This is a genomic window from Corynebacterium sp. LaCa54 (assembly GCF_046717495.1).
Lineage (GTDB): Bacteria > Actinomycetota > Actinomycetes > Mycobacteriales > Mycobacteriaceae > Corynebacterium > Corynebacterium kefirresidentii.
In genome coordinates, this window is sequence record NZ_CP177115.1 from 1053852 (window position 1) to 1068890 (window position 15039).

The window sequence follows — 15039 nt, forward strand, 5'->3', positions numbered from 1 at the left end:
GGATGAGGCCCAGAGGAGAGATCCTCTGGGCCTAGTTCTATTGTTGGCCGATGACTAGCACTGGGCTAGTCGACGCGCGGCAAGTTTGCCGTGGCATCATCGGCCGGCTGCTGCGCTGGGGCCTTCTTCTTGCGGAAGAACTGGACATAGACCAACAGGCCGATTCCGAGCACCAGAGCGAATGCGCCTAGTCCGGCTAAAAGGCCCGCCCAGAAGCTGCTTTTAGCCAGAGTGGCGGTATACGCAGCGGCATTAGTCAGTACATTCTCAGAGTCCCTGCCTTCCGCAGCGCCAGCATCCGGCACCCTCTGTGCACCAGCGGTGCCTGCGGCCTTGCCCTTGGTACGCTTTGCGGACTTTGCGTCCCGAGAGCCGGTGGACTTTTTGGCCGTCGAGTGGGAAGAACCGCTGGTGGAAGCAGAACGGTGCGAGCCTGTGCCAGCGCCTCCGCTTTTTCCGGATTTCGCAGTGGAGGCAGAATCATTAACACGGCTAGCCGAATGGTGGGTCGTAGCCCCAGAACCAGCACCAGACTTTCGAGTAGTACCAGAGGCGTGAGCCGAACCCGTGGACGGCGTCTTACGTGGCGCTCCATCCTTCCCAGCGTCTTTTTCCTTGGTGCGGGAGGGCTGCTTGCGCTTGCCCGCGCTGTCCTCGTCAGAACCCTTCTTGTCTTCTTGTGTCTTGCCACCTTCTAGGAATTTCTGGCCCTCCTGCAGGGTATTGTCGAGCTCTTTGTCCAACCCGGCGATGGCTTTGTCTACGTCTTTGACGTCTTTTTCCAGTTGCTTGGGGCGGCTATTTGAGTCACCACTGTTGCCGGAAGCACCATCCGCATCGGCATAGTCCACACCGCATAGATCCTTCGCATCTGCCTGCTCGCCGACGAGGAAGCCGGCATGCAAGTGGTGTCGGGAGCCGTCGGGAAGCTCGAAGGTAAAGCTCACTGCGTAAGTACCCGGCTCGGTAAAGGCAAAGGCCGGGTGGGAATGGGAGTTGCCGGGGTAGTCCCAGGCAGAGCCATCGGCAGTGTCCATAAGCACCTTGGGGTCACCAAGATTCACCTGGTAGGCCAGGATGCGGCCATCCTCAGGGCCCTGTGCGATAGCCATGCTCAAAGTAGCGGTGTCTCCAGCGGTGAGGAGATCCTGAGACAGCTCTTGGGTATTAAAACCTAGCCAAGGAGCATCGGGGTCTTGCGTTTGCGGCAGAATCCAACCTTCATCGGGCAGGGAAGAATCACCGAGCTCCGATAGCGGTTGTTTAAGGTCATCAGATACCTCAATGGCAAAGGACTCAGAGTCATGCTCGATGTCCTTATCATCATCTTTGACCTGGAAGCTGAGATCGCCGGAATCGCCGCTGAGCGCCATATCCTGGTGGCCCTTGGTGATGAGGTCGAAGTCGCTGGCAGAGCAAGAATCGGTGGATTCTTCTGCATATGCGGTGGCGGGCGCGAAGAGTTCTACTCCCGCTCCCGGAAGGGCGCCGAGGCTTATCAGTCCGGCGGCGCCAAGGGCCACCGCGGTGCGGCAGACAGGTTTCATGAGGAGACGGATTCCTTTCGTGGGGTGGGGTGTGGGGCGTCGGAAAGCGAGGCACCTGCGTGCTTGCGGGCGCCGAGCAGTGGGTGGATAGCCCAAACGCCCAAGAAAATGGCGGTGAGGGTGAGCACGATGGTGGCGCCGGCCGGCAGGTCAATGGCCCATGCTAGGTAGATGCCGAGGAAGCTAGATAGCGCGCCAATGAGGGCGGATAGCCACATCATGGTCGTGAGGTTTGCGCTAAGTAGGCGTGCCGTCGCGGCCGGAGTGATAAGCAGTGCGAGGACCAAGATATTGCCGATCGTGCTTACGGAAATGACCACTGCGGCCGTGACGCACAGGTACAAAATGATATCCAGCACAAAGACGGGCAAGCCCATTGCGCGAGCGGTTTCCCGGTCCAAGCACGTGGCGTTGAGCTGGGGGCCAAAGGCTATAACGATGGCGATAACCACGGCACATACGCAGGCCGCGATGATGATATCGGTGCGGGATACGCCGGTGAGTGAGCCGAAGAGGAAGCTTGTCAACGAGGCACTATAGCCATCGGTGCGCGAGATGATCACCATGCCCAAGGCGAAGGCCGCGGCGAAGAAGATACCGATGATGGAATCCGCTCGTACGTGGCGGCGCTGCGAAAAGGCGGCGATGAGCAAGGCCACAACCGCACCGGCGACTGCGCCACCCACGAGCACCGAGGCTTGCAGGGCGAAGGCAATGGCTAGTCCCGGGAATACGGCGTGGGAGACGGCATCGCCAATAAAGGCCATGCCGCGTAGCACGACATAGCAGCCGATGACGCCGCATACGATGGCCGCAAGCAAGGAGATGCCTACCGCGCGAGCGAGGAAGTCAAGGTGGGGATTGACCAGGTCGCGCAGGAAATCGAGGAAGGAAATTTCTATCATGCGGTGACTCCAATGGCAGAAAGCAAAGGGGAACCGGCACGCACGCCAAAGGTTTTTGTCCACGGATCCGTCTGGTGAAGAAGGGTCGAGGCAGAATCATCGGCTACTACGGTGCCGTTAAAGAGAATGAGGCGGTGGCAGGAATGTGCCGCTTCAGAAAGGTTATGAGTGGACATAATGATGGAGGTGCCGCGGTGGGAAAGCTCTTCAAAAAGCTCGAGGAGCGATTCGGTATTGGGCGCATCTAGTCCGGTAAAGGGCTCATCGAGCAGCAGCACGTGTGGTTGTGTGGCGAGGGCCCGGGCGATGAGCACGCGCTGGCGTTGACCACCGGAGAGTTCTTCGATGGGGCGGGTGGAAAATTCTTCCATGTGAACCAGTTGAAGCGCCTCTGCCGCCGCGGCGTGGTCCGTGGCGCGCGGTCGCTTGAGCCAGCCGATAAGGCCGGTGCGGCCGCTGAGTACGGTGCGATAAACGTTGATGGGAAAGCCCCATTCCACCTCGTGACGCTGGGGAACATATCCCACGGTGCCGGAGATGCTGCGAGTTCCGGTGGAAGGAATAAGCCCTAAAATGGCGCGCATGAGGGTGGTCTTACCAGCACCATTCGGCCCGAGGAGCCCGATGAATTCGCCGGGGTGGACCTCTAGATTGGCATCGCTAATTACGCTGCGGTGCGAGAGCGAGACGTTGAGATCAGCAACGGAAATGAGCGGTTTAGCCACGGCTATCGCCCCGCTTAGCTGAACGCAGGGCGAGCCCTAGGGCCAGCAGTAGTACTACGGCGCCAACGCCGGCGAGGACAAAGACCCAGGTGGGAATAGACGAGCCCGCGGTCTGGGCATCGTCTGGATTCCAGGTAGTGTCTTGGGCCGCTTGGACGTCGGCATCATCGCCCACGGCGAAGGTGAGTACGCCATCAGTGCTGAAATCGGCGCCGTCCTTGGTCTTGCCCTTCACCCTGATGCCTACCTGGTGAGTACCTGGCTCCGTAAACGTCCAGTTGGCGTGGGTGTGGGTATTGAGGTCTACCCAGAAGTCCTCATCGCTCTTCTGTGCGGTGGACCACAAGAGCTGTGGCGCTTCAAAGCCGCCGTTTTGTAAGAAGAGGGAGAAATCGCCTGGTCCGGAATGGCCGAGGAATTCCATGGTGACGCCGCGGTCGGCGGCGTCGACAAGGGAGGGCGCCTGGGTATTCCAGCCCAGCCAGGGAACGCCGACTTGCTCGGTTTGGGGAACCACCCAGACCTTATCGCCGGACTCAGCGCCAACGAAGCCAAAGTCATCCGTATCGGGAAGGGTTTGCTGTGCCTTATCGCCCACGGAAAACACGAGGTCGTCCAAGTGACGCCAGACTGGCTTATCGCCGGCATCATCGCGGGCCATAAGCTCAGACTCCGTGCCATCAAGCAGGGCACCAACGTCTACGTGACCGGTATCGATGACCTTTTCTTCGCCCTGCGGGGCAACGTCTTCATCGGCACCGACCACCTGGGCCAGGTCGCCCGCCCAAGCAGGGCTGGTAGAAAGTGCCAGACCTGCAGTAAGGACGCAGGCGGCGGTGCGGGTGGCGGTACGAGTAGCGAAATTAAGCATTTTTATCTCCATGGGTGGGGTTGGGGTTCAGGCAACGCTGCACGGAATCAGCGTTAAATTTCATTAGGTCGATGTAGGAGCTGACGGTGTCATCGAACGTGTCGCCGTAGATGGGGCACAGCTCCACGCCTTGCTCCGCGGCAGCCTGCTTCAGGGTCTCGGCGCTTGCCTGCTGCACGGGTTCTACAAATACGGCTGGCAGATGGAGGTTCTCCAGCGTGCGGCGCAAGGAAATGACTTCGCGTGGGGAAGGCTCGATGGCCGGATTGGGAGTGACGAAGCCGGCCACCGACATGTCATAACCTTGCTCCAGATAGGCGTAGCCGTGGTGCGTGGTCACAAGGTGCCGGTTTTCTTTAGGGATAGAAGAAATGGCGCGGTCAACATAGGTATCCGTATTCCGCAGACGCTGCGTGTAGTCCTCCGCCCGTTGGCGGTAGGACGCCCCGTGGGAAGGATCTGCCTGCGCCATTTCCTCGGCAATGACATCGACGTAGGCGATGGCATTGTCCACGTTGTGCCACAGGTGCGGGTCCACCTCGCCGTGGATGTGTTTTCCCAGCACCGCCTGCGGCAATAGGTAAGTATCCGATCCCGGCCTGCCCAGGAAGCGGTAGGCCGGATCCGGCGGTATGGGCTGCAGTACCGAAGAGGGGATTGACACCACGGTGGTGGCAGGGTCGAAGCGCTTGTTCTGATCGCGCAAGTCAATGCTGTGCTTGGCTAGGTCACCTGCAATATCCAGGTGTCCGGAATCTATCACGTGCATGCCTTTAGGTGGGTTTACTCCCACGGCCACAGTGAGGTGTTGGACGTCGGTGCCCTCTGCTTGGAACCCGAGGTGGTAGATTCCCGGCTGGGAAAATCCCCAAGACACGTGCGTGTGAGCGTTGGCCGGCAAGGTCACTGTGTCTTTTTCATCGATGCCATCGGCCGAGTTAAAAAGGACCTCCGGGGTGCCGAAGGTAGAGACCACATAGGCCGCGACGTTACCTGGCCCATCGGCAGAGACCATGCGGAAGTCCACTCCGGAAGAGCGCTGTTGTGCGCCGCTGATACGCAGGCCCAGCCAAATTGCCTCGAGCGAGACATCTTCTACCAGCGGCACGAGAGTGGCACCGCGGGTGGAGGCAGCATCGGCGACTTCCACCACGGGGGCATCGGTGGATTCGTGCAGTGTATCGATGAGAGACTGCGGCTCCAGCAAGTAGCCATTGCTCAGTGCCAAATCGGCATTGGCAACATCGCGTACCGTGCGCAGCGTTGGCTCAAAGGTATGCGGATCTTTTCCGCTGGGGATAAGGCTTTGTACGCGGGCATCTTCTCCCGCGACGTTGCGCGCAAGATCCGCGAGAATCGGGGTGGTGGCCACCACAGCGAATTTCTCTCCGCTTCCGGTATCCAACGCAGCCGAAGGGGCACAACCAGTAGCCAGCAGGCAGGAGCCCAGCAGCGCGCCAATGGTCCGAAGCCTGCGTCTATGGGATAGCGCACGCGCCATTAGTCCGCTGCCTTAGCTACAGCTAGGCGGGCAATGCCCAGGCCGAGGAAGAGCATGCCCAAGCCCAGTGCTCCGATGCCAAAGGGAACAATGGGAGTCCCCGTATTGGCTAAAGAACCGCCCTTGCTAGGGGCCTGCGCGGCCTGGCCAGTGCTTGTTCCGGTACTTGTGGAAGAGCCACCAGCGCTTGCCGACGCCCCACCTGCCGCAGCGCCATGCCCGCAGTCGCCGCCCTCCGGATTTACCGCAGCGCCCAGGTCGAAGTGACCGTTGTCAAAGGCTTCCGCCGGCTTGTCGCCGCCGACCACGAAGTGAAGTGTCGCTTCGCCGGCGACTTGCTTGCCCTCACCGGTCTTGGCCACCTGGCGGATGGTGACGTCATAGGTGCCCTGCGCACCAAAGACCCAGTTGGGGTGCACGTGGGTATTGGGTGCAATCGAATAGGTGCCCTCCGCCGCATCGGCATTGCCTCGGAACCACTCATCGCCCACGATCTTTCCCAGTCCGCCCTGGGAGTAGACCATCATCGGGCCGGGTCCCTTGAAGCCTGCTAACTCCCAGGTGACATCTCCAGGGATATTCTCGCGCATTGAAGGGCTTTGGGTATTAGCGCCGAGCCATGGCACACCATCGACCTGGGTAGAACCAATCATCCACGCCTGACCGGCTGGCACTGGACCTACCTCTTGGGGCAGATCGACGCTGGATTTATCGGAGAGATAAAAGGTAGCGCCATCAGCATCGCGCCACTGGGAAGGAGAGACAGTATCGTCCTTGATTTGCGGCGTCATACCCGGGGTGCACTCTTTATCCGTAGCTGCACCGGATTTATCTGCGGCTGCAGCGCCGCCTTTGTCTGCTGAACGCGGAGTGCTCGTAGCTTCTTGGTCATTGCTAACCTCGCCGGTATCAGCCGATCGATCGGCTGCGGATGCATCGCCGCCGTCGCCCACCTCCCAGGTGTAGGTCACAGCATTGCTGGATTCGCCGTTGGAATGGGCTTGCACCGTCATGGTGTACGTGCCGGCCTCGCTAAAGGCCCAGTTGACGTGCCGGTGAGCAGGATTGGGCTGGTTGATGACCTCGCCGCTGGTGAGCTCCATTGAGCCGGAATCGGTCACCGTCTTCACATCGCCAAAGCCGCTGGTCTCAAAGACATAAACAGAACCCGGGCCGGAAACTTCGGCGAATTCTAGGTCAACGTTGTCAAAGCCGCCATCGCGTGCAGGCTGGGTATCCCAGCCCGGCCAAATGATGCGTTGATCCTGGGTCTGCGGCAGGAAATAGGTGGGCTGGCCGATCTCCGGCACGGCCTCGGTGGCATCGGACCAAGCGTCCTCCACAACCTTGAGCACCACATCATCGCCGGAGCGTGGAACGCCCGATCCAGTGATGTCTTCCTTCATCGATAGGTGTAGCTGACCGTCTGGGGCCGTGACATAAAAGGCGTCTACGTGGCCAGAGTCGAAGACCTCATCAAAGGCAAGTGCCGCGGCGGGGGAGAAGAAGGCCAGTGCTGTGGCAAAGACGGCGGCGAATACGTGAATGAATCGGCGCCGCAGCGGGACGCGCCGAGGGGCAAAGGAGGGTGAATGATGCATTGTGGTTTCCCGTCTAGTTGGTGGGGTAGAAGAGGCTTAGAAGTTGAGGCCGAAGCGTTTGCGGATGAGGTCCTCGTTATCGCGGAAGAAGTTATAAAAGGCCTTGAAAACCACCACGAGAACCGCTGGGAGGACCAGACTCCACGGGCTAAACGAGGACCCTGTGGGCTCTTCTGGCCTTCCGGGGTGAGCTGGCTTGTCCGGCGTATCTGGGGTGGATGGTTGGGTGGAAGGCTCCTGGGAAGGCTCCGCGGAAGGCTTATCCGTTGGATTTTCGCTGGGCTCTCCGCTTCCGGCCGTGCCCGGCGCGCGGAAGGAACAGGAATCCAACGTCTTATCGCCCACGGCAAAGGTGAGGGTTTGGGGCGCGGACTTTAGCTCCTTGCCGTCTGTGCCCGTGGCCGTATAGGTGGCCTCAAAGGTGTACAAGCCAGGCTTGGAAAAGGCCCAGTGCGTATGGGTATGGGCCGGAAAGTTGGTTTCGATGGTGTAGTCTTTAGCCGCAGAATTGGCGAGGACCGAAAAGCCCTTACCATGGGTGCCATCGATGAATGCGCCCCACTCGGCGCCGTCCGGCGTGGAGGTGGGCTTCAAGTTGAGGTTGACGGCATTGTCCTTGGTTAAGGAATAGTCCAGATCCTGGGTGTTATAGCCTGGCCAAATGATGTTTTGGTCTTGGGTTTGCGGCAGGTGATAGAAACGCTCACCGGGCTTTCCTAGAAAATCAAACTCCTTGCCCGCGAGCTTCTTATTGCGTGGGGTAAGAGCATTATCGTGTACACCGAGTACAACGTCATCGAGTTTGCGGTCAACAGATTTCTTGTCTACCTGCGCCGTGTCATCGCGCAGAACGGTTGCAAAGCCTCCCTCGGCAGGCTGGGCCTTGATATCTACATGCCCACGGTCTAATAGGTACTTCTCGCTGCATTGTGCATTGCCGGTTTGCGGTTTTTCGGTGCCTGGCTGCGGCGCTGAAGACGGAGTACCTTGCTCGCCGGGAGTAGTCTCCGGTTCGTCAGTGGAAGTAGAAAACTTCCCATTGACTTCATAATTTTCGCCGAAAGCAAAGGACTCGGTGATTACGCTGCTGGCATGTCCGGCCTTCAGAGTGGAATGGGGGAAGAGGTCAACCTTGGCAAAATAGCCCTTGAAGTACTCGCCCTCATCAAAGGAGACCTCGCCGTGGCCATTAGTAATAGGGGTTTCCAGATCCACGGTGGGGTATTTCGCCCCTTTGGTGTCATAGAGCCCGCCGGTGAGTAGGCCGTTGAAGTTTTTATCTTCGGTATCCACCACGATCTTGGTGCCGCCATCGCCCTGCTTGCGCATGCGGATGGTGTAGCCCAGTTCCTTTAGCTCGGTTTCCTGGGTGGGGGCAAGCTGGCGCGGCTGGGAGGTTTCCTGCCACGTATCAGCGGCGGCAGAAGAATCGGTGTGGCTGGATTTACCGGGTTGGAAGTCAAGAGGTTGGGATATCCAGCGTGGGGCATCACCCTCTGAGGTAAATACAGCCTGCACCTGGGAAGGGTCGGGGCCCATGTATTCGTCCCACTGAGCATGCCCATCCTTAACGGGAAGGTCGGTGAGGAAGTAGCCGTCGATAAGCAGCGTAAGGGTGCCTTGCGCCTTGTTCTTGGCATCGAAAGAGATGGTGGTGAGCTTGTCATCACCGTCTTTTTCGGGATTGGACTTCGGCGCCATGCGCAGGCTGTAGCCTGCAGCAGCGGCGTTACCGGCTGCGGATTGTGCGAAGCGTTCCTTGAGGCTCGGCGTCTTTTCTTCTTTGGGTTTCTGCCCGCCCACTTGGATGGTGGTGGTCTGTGGCTCATTGGCTATGAGCTGGCCGTCCCTTCCGCGCGCACTAGTGCGGTAGGTCAGGCGGTATCGTCCGGGCTTGGTAAACAGCGTGGAGTTGTGCGTATGCGTGCCGGCAACAAGGTAAGCAGAGTGCGGCGAATCCGGGAAGGAACCGAGCATGCGGTGCAGCTGGGTGCCGGCCTCATCATCTTTATTGGTAAAAAGCTCTACCTCGCCGGGGCCATCGACGCTGAGCAAATCAAGGAACGCGACCCCGTCACGGAATTTGTCCGTGGGCAAGGAGGTATCGGCGCCAAAGCCCAGCCAAATGGGTGAAGTATTGCCGGATACTTGGTGCGGCGCTGTGTAGTAGGTTGTACCAGGTGCCCCAATGTAGTCTTGGGTCCCGTTTGCCGGAAGCGTATAGAGATACTGGTTGCTGTTATCCGTGGCGCTGTAGCCCTTGCCCACCCAGGCAACGGTGTCGGCTATCGGGGGCTCTTGACCGCCAAACTCGGATTTCAGGACGAAATCGTTGTTCTCCCAGAAAGACTTGGGGGAGTCAACGTGGGTATTGGTAGCGATGTGCTTGCCATCATCCGGGCCCGCGACAGCCGTGGCGGGAGTGATTAGCGCCAACGTGCTCAGCGTGGCAAGGAAACGGGTGCGTGGGGAAGCCACAGTTGGGAAGGCCTTTCTACAGTTCTCACAAGTTCACCAGAAACTATAGAAAATGATTCCCATAACCTGTTAGCTCTAATGGAAGTCAGTTTCATTGACCTGTGGTTTTGTAGTGAAACCTGTTTCCAATTACCCCAATTTGCGTGTAGGAATAAACTGCAAACCGCTACGCGCCGGGCAGGTTTCAGGGGCGCCTGGGCTGGTGCGGACTGGAATCGGCGGCTCCACTACGATGGTGGGCATGACTGAAGTACGCGTTAGATTCTGTCCATCCCCAACCGGCACACCGCACGTAGGCATGGTGCGCACCGCACTATTCAACTGGGCCTACGCCCGTCATACCGGCGGAAAGCTGGTATTTCGCATCGAGGACACCGATGCCGCCCGTGACTCTGAAGAGTCCTACCAGGCCATCATTGATTCCCTGACCTGGCTCGGGCTGGGCTGGGATGAGGGCATCAATGTTGGTGGCCCGCACGAGCCTTACCGTCAGTCCCAGCGCATGGACATCTACAAGGAAGTCCTAGACAAGCTCATCGAAGGTGGCTTTGTCTACCCGGCATATTCCACCGCCCAAGAGGTAGAGGAGCGCCACAAGGCGGCTGGCCGTGACCCGAAGTTGGGCTATGACAACTTTGACCGTGATCTCACCCAGGAGCAGATCGACGCTTTTGAGGCCGAAGCCCGCAAGCCGGTGTGGCGCCTACGCATGCCGGATCAGGACTGGACCTGGACTGACTTGGTCCGCGGGGAAATGACCTTCAAGTCTGAAACCCAGCCGGATTACGTGGTTGCTCGTTCCAACGGTGCGCCGCTCTACACCCTGGTTAACCCGGTGGATGATGCCCTAATGCGCATCACCCATGTGCTGCGCGGTGAAGATCTGCTGTCTTCTACTCCGCGGCAGCTCGCGCTTTACGACGCCCTGCAGAAGATCGGCATTGCCGAGTTCACTCCAGAGTTTGGTCACCTACCGTTCGTGATGGGCGAGGGTAATAAGAAGCTCTCTAAGCGTGATCCGCAGTCCAACCTGTTCAACCACCGTGATAATGGCATTATCCCGGAGGGCATGCTTAACTATCTCTCCCTGCTAGGGTGGTCGCTGTCTGCAGACCAGGATATTTTCAGCATGGAAGATTTGGTGAAGAACTTTGATGTCCACGATGTGCTGGGGAATCCGGCCCGCTTTGATCAGAAGAAGCTCGAGGCTATCAATGCCGACCATATCCGCCAGCTGGAACCAGAAGAGTTTGCCTTCCGTCTGCGCAACTACCTGACGGAATACACCGACTTTCCGGCCGACTATGACGGCGAGAAATTTGCCTTCGCGGCAGATCTGGTACAGACCCGTATCAAGACGCTTTCCGATGCTTATGGCCTCATGAGCTTCTTGGTTACCCCAGATGCGGAACTTCAACTCGATGAGAAGGCAGCGAAGAAGAACCTCAAGGAAGAGGCCGTGCAGCCTCTGGAGGTAGGTATTGAAACCCTCGAAGGCGTTGCCGAGTGGAAGACCGAGAATATCGAGGCGGCCCTTTCCCAGGCGCTTATTGAAGACCTAGAGCTGAAGCCTCGTAAGGCTTATGGTGCGCTGCGCGTAGCTATTTCTGGTGCCCAGGTTTCCCCACCGCTCTTTGAGTCCATGGAGCTGCTGGGTAAGGAATCTACCTTGGCCCGCCTGCGTGCCGCACGCGAGGTGACTCCCTACGTCCCGGCGGCGCAGTAGGTAACGCTGCGGCAAGCGCTGCAGTCAACGCTGGGATTAAGAACTCCTCTCGCGTTAGCGCGGTGGATGACGGCTGAACTACAGCACTGTCATTCACCGCATTTTTAATGCCGCCTTTATGGGCTGAAAAAGCGTTATGCGCTGGCGATTTGGCAGTTTACGCGAAGATCATTATAGTTATTACACGTTGCAGCGAGCAAGGGAGAACGGCTGAAAGGCAGTTAGCTTCCCTAGCGAGTTAGCAAATGGCCTATGGTGTAATTGGCAACACAGCGGTTTCTGGTACCGCCATTCTAGGTTCGAGTCCTGGTAGGCCAGCAGTGAAAATGCTTTAAACGGCAGGCTCACTAGTTCTATGCCCCGTTCGTCTAGCGGCCTAGGACGCCGGCCTCTCACGCCGGTAACACGGGTTCAAATCCCGTACGGGGTACAAAGACCTCCAGCTTAGCGCTGGAGGATTTTTCATATCCGAGTCGGTATCCTTTCGGGGCTTAAAGGGGAAGGTATCGATTGTGAGGTGTCGTCTAAAGGCCACGTGGAGATGCGGTCAAGCATGGGGGACTGGTTATAACCTAACCCCGGACCATTGGTAGCTTTCGCGCAGGCAGCGACGCGCCGCCGATAAGACCAGGGTTAAGACCACCGCGAAGTTGTGCGAACCCTTTCCAGTCCTGCAAGTACAGGCATAGACTGCAAGTACAGCAGAAAACAGACAGAAAGGAGAGCGGGTGACAGAAATCGAAACGCACCACAGCGAAGGCGCACAGGCCGAAAGCATAGCCAGGTAGTAACGCTATAATCCACAACTTCCTTCCCACCAACATTTGTACGAAGTATAGGAGCCTGCAGTATATGCACTTCGACGCACAGCGCCATCCCGAGTCCTACTAGCACAGCGTTCTCGGCCACGGACTATCCACAGATTGCCTGCGGAATAACCACTGATTCGATCCGCACCTCGGCCATGAAGAAACCTCACTGCAGTAGAAGACTCGGGACCCTTTTCGTTTTCCTAGCCTCCGCCCTCAAAACCGCCCCTAAGCGTGCGATTTGTGCTCAGTTAACCCATCGTTTACTCTTAACGAGTCCGCAACGCACGGTGTGTGCTTGCTGCGAACGCGCCCCGTTCGTCTAGCGGCCTAGGACGCCGGCCTCTCACGCCGGTAACACGGGTTCAAATCCCGTACGGGGTACCACTACCAAGCTGCGAGCCTCATGGCTCGCAGCTTTTGTTTTCCCTAGTTCCCAAAGCGCATTCCTTGAGACTGTTGGGGCATATAAGTCGGCCTTTCAGGCGCCTGCATTCTTCAATTCTCGTCGATCGCCCTAACAGTGCAGCAGGCGGCGTTGCACCTCCCTACAGTGAGTTCTGAGTGGTCAGCTGCGCCCTGCGCTAGACCGCAGCAAGGAAGAAGCCCAACGGGCCGTGAAACGGCTCGCTGGGCTGTGTAAGGAGGGCGTCGCCAAGCGCTGGCTATGCCATCACCTTCGTCTTCTTAATCGCCTTTTGTAGGCGCTTATGATAGGCGTCCATGGCGCGGCGGATAAGGAGCCCGACGAGCAATGCCGGGATGGTAAACAGCAGCAGCATGCCCAGCTCACGCCAAATATCGCCATGGTAGATGCCCGCAATGGCGCTGCGGAAGGCATCGATAGCATAAGTAGCTGGCAGCCAAGGGCTGACGTTCTGGAACCATTCAGTCAGCAATGGCAACGGGTAGGCGCCGCCGGAACCAGACACTTGTATCACAAGCAACAATACCGCCAAGGCCTTGCCGGCACTATCGAGTGTGATGACCAGTGAGTAAATGATCAACATGAATACTAGCGAGACTACCCATGCTGCGAACATGAGCATGAACGGGTGTGCAGGCTCGATTTGGACGAAGAAAATGAGGCTAAGCACCACCAAGGTGGCTTGAGCCAGACCGACCAACGCGAGCGTGGCAAAGCGACCGAAGAATGCCTGGCCACGGGTGAAATCGCTTTCGTCGTACTTGCCGTTCTCGTCTTTTCGCAAGTACTTGCGTTCGGCGTTGGTATGGACCAGCACGCACGCTAGGAGGGCACCTACCCACAGCGACAAGGTGAGGTAGAACGGTGTCATGCCTACGCCGAAGGCGGCCACAGGATAGACCGGTTCACGGTCCACAGCCACAGGAGCAGCAATGCGGGAGGCGAGTAGCTCTGGGTCAGAGCCAACGATATCGGCCAGTTTGCTTAGGTCGCCGCCATGGCGAACCTCGTCGATCTTGCGTCCCATGTCCGCGAAACGGCCGCTTTGCTCTCGCAGGGTGCCGGCAAGGCTAGCAGTAGTATCGCGGGCGCGGGCTAGGCTTTGCTGTGGGGACTCGTTATCTTGAGAAACCGAGTCGCGAATACCAGCTATGTCCTGCTTAACAGCATCAATATCGCCGGCCACTACAGAGACGCTTTGGTTGAGCTGATCCAGCTGGGGCTTGAGGTTCTCGTTATAGGAAGTGCGCGCCTTCTCTGCGGCGTGCTTCGCATTGGCGATGGCATCCTTGGTGCGCTGGCGCGATTCTTGCGAGGTACCACGGCCCTGCTCAATATCATCGGCGGTCGAAACCAACGAATCATGTAGCGCGTTGCTCTGGGCGATAGAAGCATCAATCTGGCCCATCAACGCCTTATAGCCGCCAGCGACTGGAGCCGGCAGCGCCGCTTTATCGGCTTGCTCCTTGATGGAAGCGCGTACGCCCTCAAAGGCGCTCGTTTGCTCATCTACACGTTCAGCTGCGCTGCGGTAGGTCTGCGCCGTTTGTGCGGTGGCGTTACTTGCGTTATTGAGCAACTCATCCACCTGGGCAGAAAGCGCATCGTAGCTTTGTGTTGTAGCCGCCAAGGAAGCGTCTAGTGAACCTGCAGAGTCATTGAGGGTGGAGCGCAGAATGTCGATGGGGTTCTCGCCTTGGGCATTGTCCGTCTCCGTGGCCTGGCGGCCGGCCTCGGCGAGGATATTATCCGCTGCCTGCGTAAGCGGGAGGGTGGAATCGACAAGATTGCTTAGGGCACCTACAGTGCCTGAAGCCGCATCGAGGCGAGTGCTGACGTTATTGATGCGGTTGTGAAGGTTATTGAGTGCCGTCTGGGTGTCGTCCTCGTTGAGGTATTTATCTAAATCGGATACGACGCCGAGACCAACGTTAGACACCACGCGGGTGAAGGACTCGTCGATTTTTTGAATGACGCCGTCCGCACTCTTTTGTGTGATGTTGGTAGACAGCGCGTTCTTCTTCTCATTGGTATAGAGATTGAGCTTGCTGGGCTCGGTTCCTTCTACATAAAAGGTAAGCAGATCTGCGCTGAAGTCCTTTGGCAGGACGATGCCAGCATAGTATTCACCGGATTTTGTTCCCTCGACCGCATCGGCGCTGTCGGTAATGACCCAATCAATATCGTGATTGCGGCTGAGCTGCGAGAGCACCTCATCGCCCAAATTAAGCTTCAATGAGGCTAGGTCGCTTTCGTGTCCCTCATCTTCGCTGGCAACAGCAATCTTGAGCTGGTTGGTATTGGCAAAAGGATCCCAGCTGGCCAGCACGTTGAAGGAAGTAAAAAGCAACGGAATGATAGCAAGACCGAAGATAATGACTGCGGTCATTACATTGGTGCGAATGGCGTGGAGGTCATCGCGGAGGATGGTCAGAATGTTTTTCATGAC

General features: G+C 58.0%; 9 protein-coding genes and 3 tRNA genes. 4 read left to right on the forward strand and 8 right to left on the reverse strand.

The window, feature by feature from the left end; translation table 11 throughout:
• Positions 1–65 precede the first annotated feature (65 nt).
• From ACLI1M_RS05240 to ACLI1M_RS05270, 7 genes are read right to left on the reverse strand one after another with little or no spacing between them, the layout of a single operon-like run.
• Positions 66–1547, reverse strand: a complete 1482-nt coding sequence (locus ACLI1M_RS05240; protein WP_411706712.1) for a choice-of-anchor M domain-containing protein — start codon at positions 1545–1547, stop codon at positions 66–68.
• A complete protein-coding gene (locus tag ACLI1M_RS05245; RefSeq protein WP_411706713.1) occupies positions 1544–2452 on the reverse strand; it encodes an anchored repeat-type ABC transporter permease subunit in 909 nt (302 codons plus the stop codon). Before ACLI1M_RS05245 ends, ACLI1M_RS05240 begins: the two co-directional genes overlap by 4 nt.
• The gene (locus ACLI1M_RS05250) at positions 2449–3183 is read right to left on the reverse strand and encodes an anchored repeat-type ABC transporter ATP-binding subunit (RefSeq protein WP_411706736.1); all 735 of its coding nucleotides are present in this window, start codon (positions 3181–3183) and stop codon (positions 2449–2451) included. Before ACLI1M_RS05250 ends, ACLI1M_RS05245 begins: the two co-directional genes overlap by 4 nt.
• On the reverse strand, positions 3170–4048 hold the full coding sequence (locus ACLI1M_RS05255; protein WP_150850455.1) for a choice-of-anchor M domain-containing protein: 879 nt from the start codon (positions 4046–4048) through the stop codon (positions 3170–3172). Before ACLI1M_RS05255 ends, ACLI1M_RS05250 begins: the two co-directional genes overlap by 14 nt.
• Entirely contained in the window at positions 4041–5549 is a 1509-nt protein-coding gene (locus tag ACLI1M_RS05260; RefSeq protein ID WP_411706714.1) for an anchored repeat ABC transporter, substrate-binding protein, read from the reverse strand. Before ACLI1M_RS05260 ends, ACLI1M_RS05255 begins: the two co-directional genes overlap by 8 nt.
• Positions 5549–7150, reverse strand: a complete 1602-nt coding sequence (locus tag ACLI1M_RS05265) for a choice-of-anchor M domain-containing protein (RefSeq protein WP_411706715.1) — start codon at positions 7148–7150, stop codon at positions 5549–5551. The genes ACLI1M_RS05260 and ACLI1M_RS05265 overlap by 1 nt, the downstream gene beginning before the upstream one ends.
• A 36-nt stretch (positions 7151–7186) precedes the next feature.
• Positions 7187–9628 carry a choice-of-anchor M domain-containing protein gene (locus ACLI1M_RS05270; protein WP_248098868.1) on the reverse strand — a complete coding sequence of 814 codons (2442 nt, stop codon included), beginning with the start codon at positions 9626–9628 and terminating at the stop codon, positions 7187–7189.
• 232 nt (positions 9629–9860) lie between these two features.
• Here ACLI1M_RS05270 and gltX point away from each other — a divergent pair, with 232 nt between their 5' ends.
• From gltX to ACLI1M_RS05290, 4 genes are all read left to right on the forward strand, one after another.
• The gene (gltX, locus tag ACLI1M_RS05275) at positions 9861–11354 is read left to right on the forward strand and encodes a glutamate--tRNA ligase (protein ID WP_411706737.1); all 1494 of its coding nucleotides are present in this window, start codon (positions 9861–9863) and stop codon (positions 11352–11354) included.
• A gap of 246 nt (positions 11355–11600) precedes the next feature.
• A tRNA-Gln gene (locus ACLI1M_RS05280) sits at positions 11601–11672 on the forward strand.
• Positions 11673–11711: 39 nt separating this feature from the next.
• Positions 11712–11784: transfer RNA gene (locus tag ACLI1M_RS05285), tRNA-Glu, on the forward strand.
• A gap of 690 nt (positions 11785–12474) precedes the next feature.
• Positions 12475–12550: transfer RNA gene (locus ACLI1M_RS05290), tRNA-Glu, on the forward strand.
• 278 nt (positions 12551–12828) lie between these two features.
• On the opposite strand, the gene ACLI1M_RS05295 is transcribed toward ACLI1M_RS05290, so the two are convergent.
• Positions 12829–15036 (reverse strand): YhgE/Pip domain-containing protein, encoded by a 2208-nt coding sequence (locus tag ACLI1M_RS05295; RefSeq protein WP_239208446.1) that lies wholly within the window; start codon positions 15034–15036, stop codon positions 12829–12831.
• Positions 15037–15039: the final 3 nt, after the last annotated feature.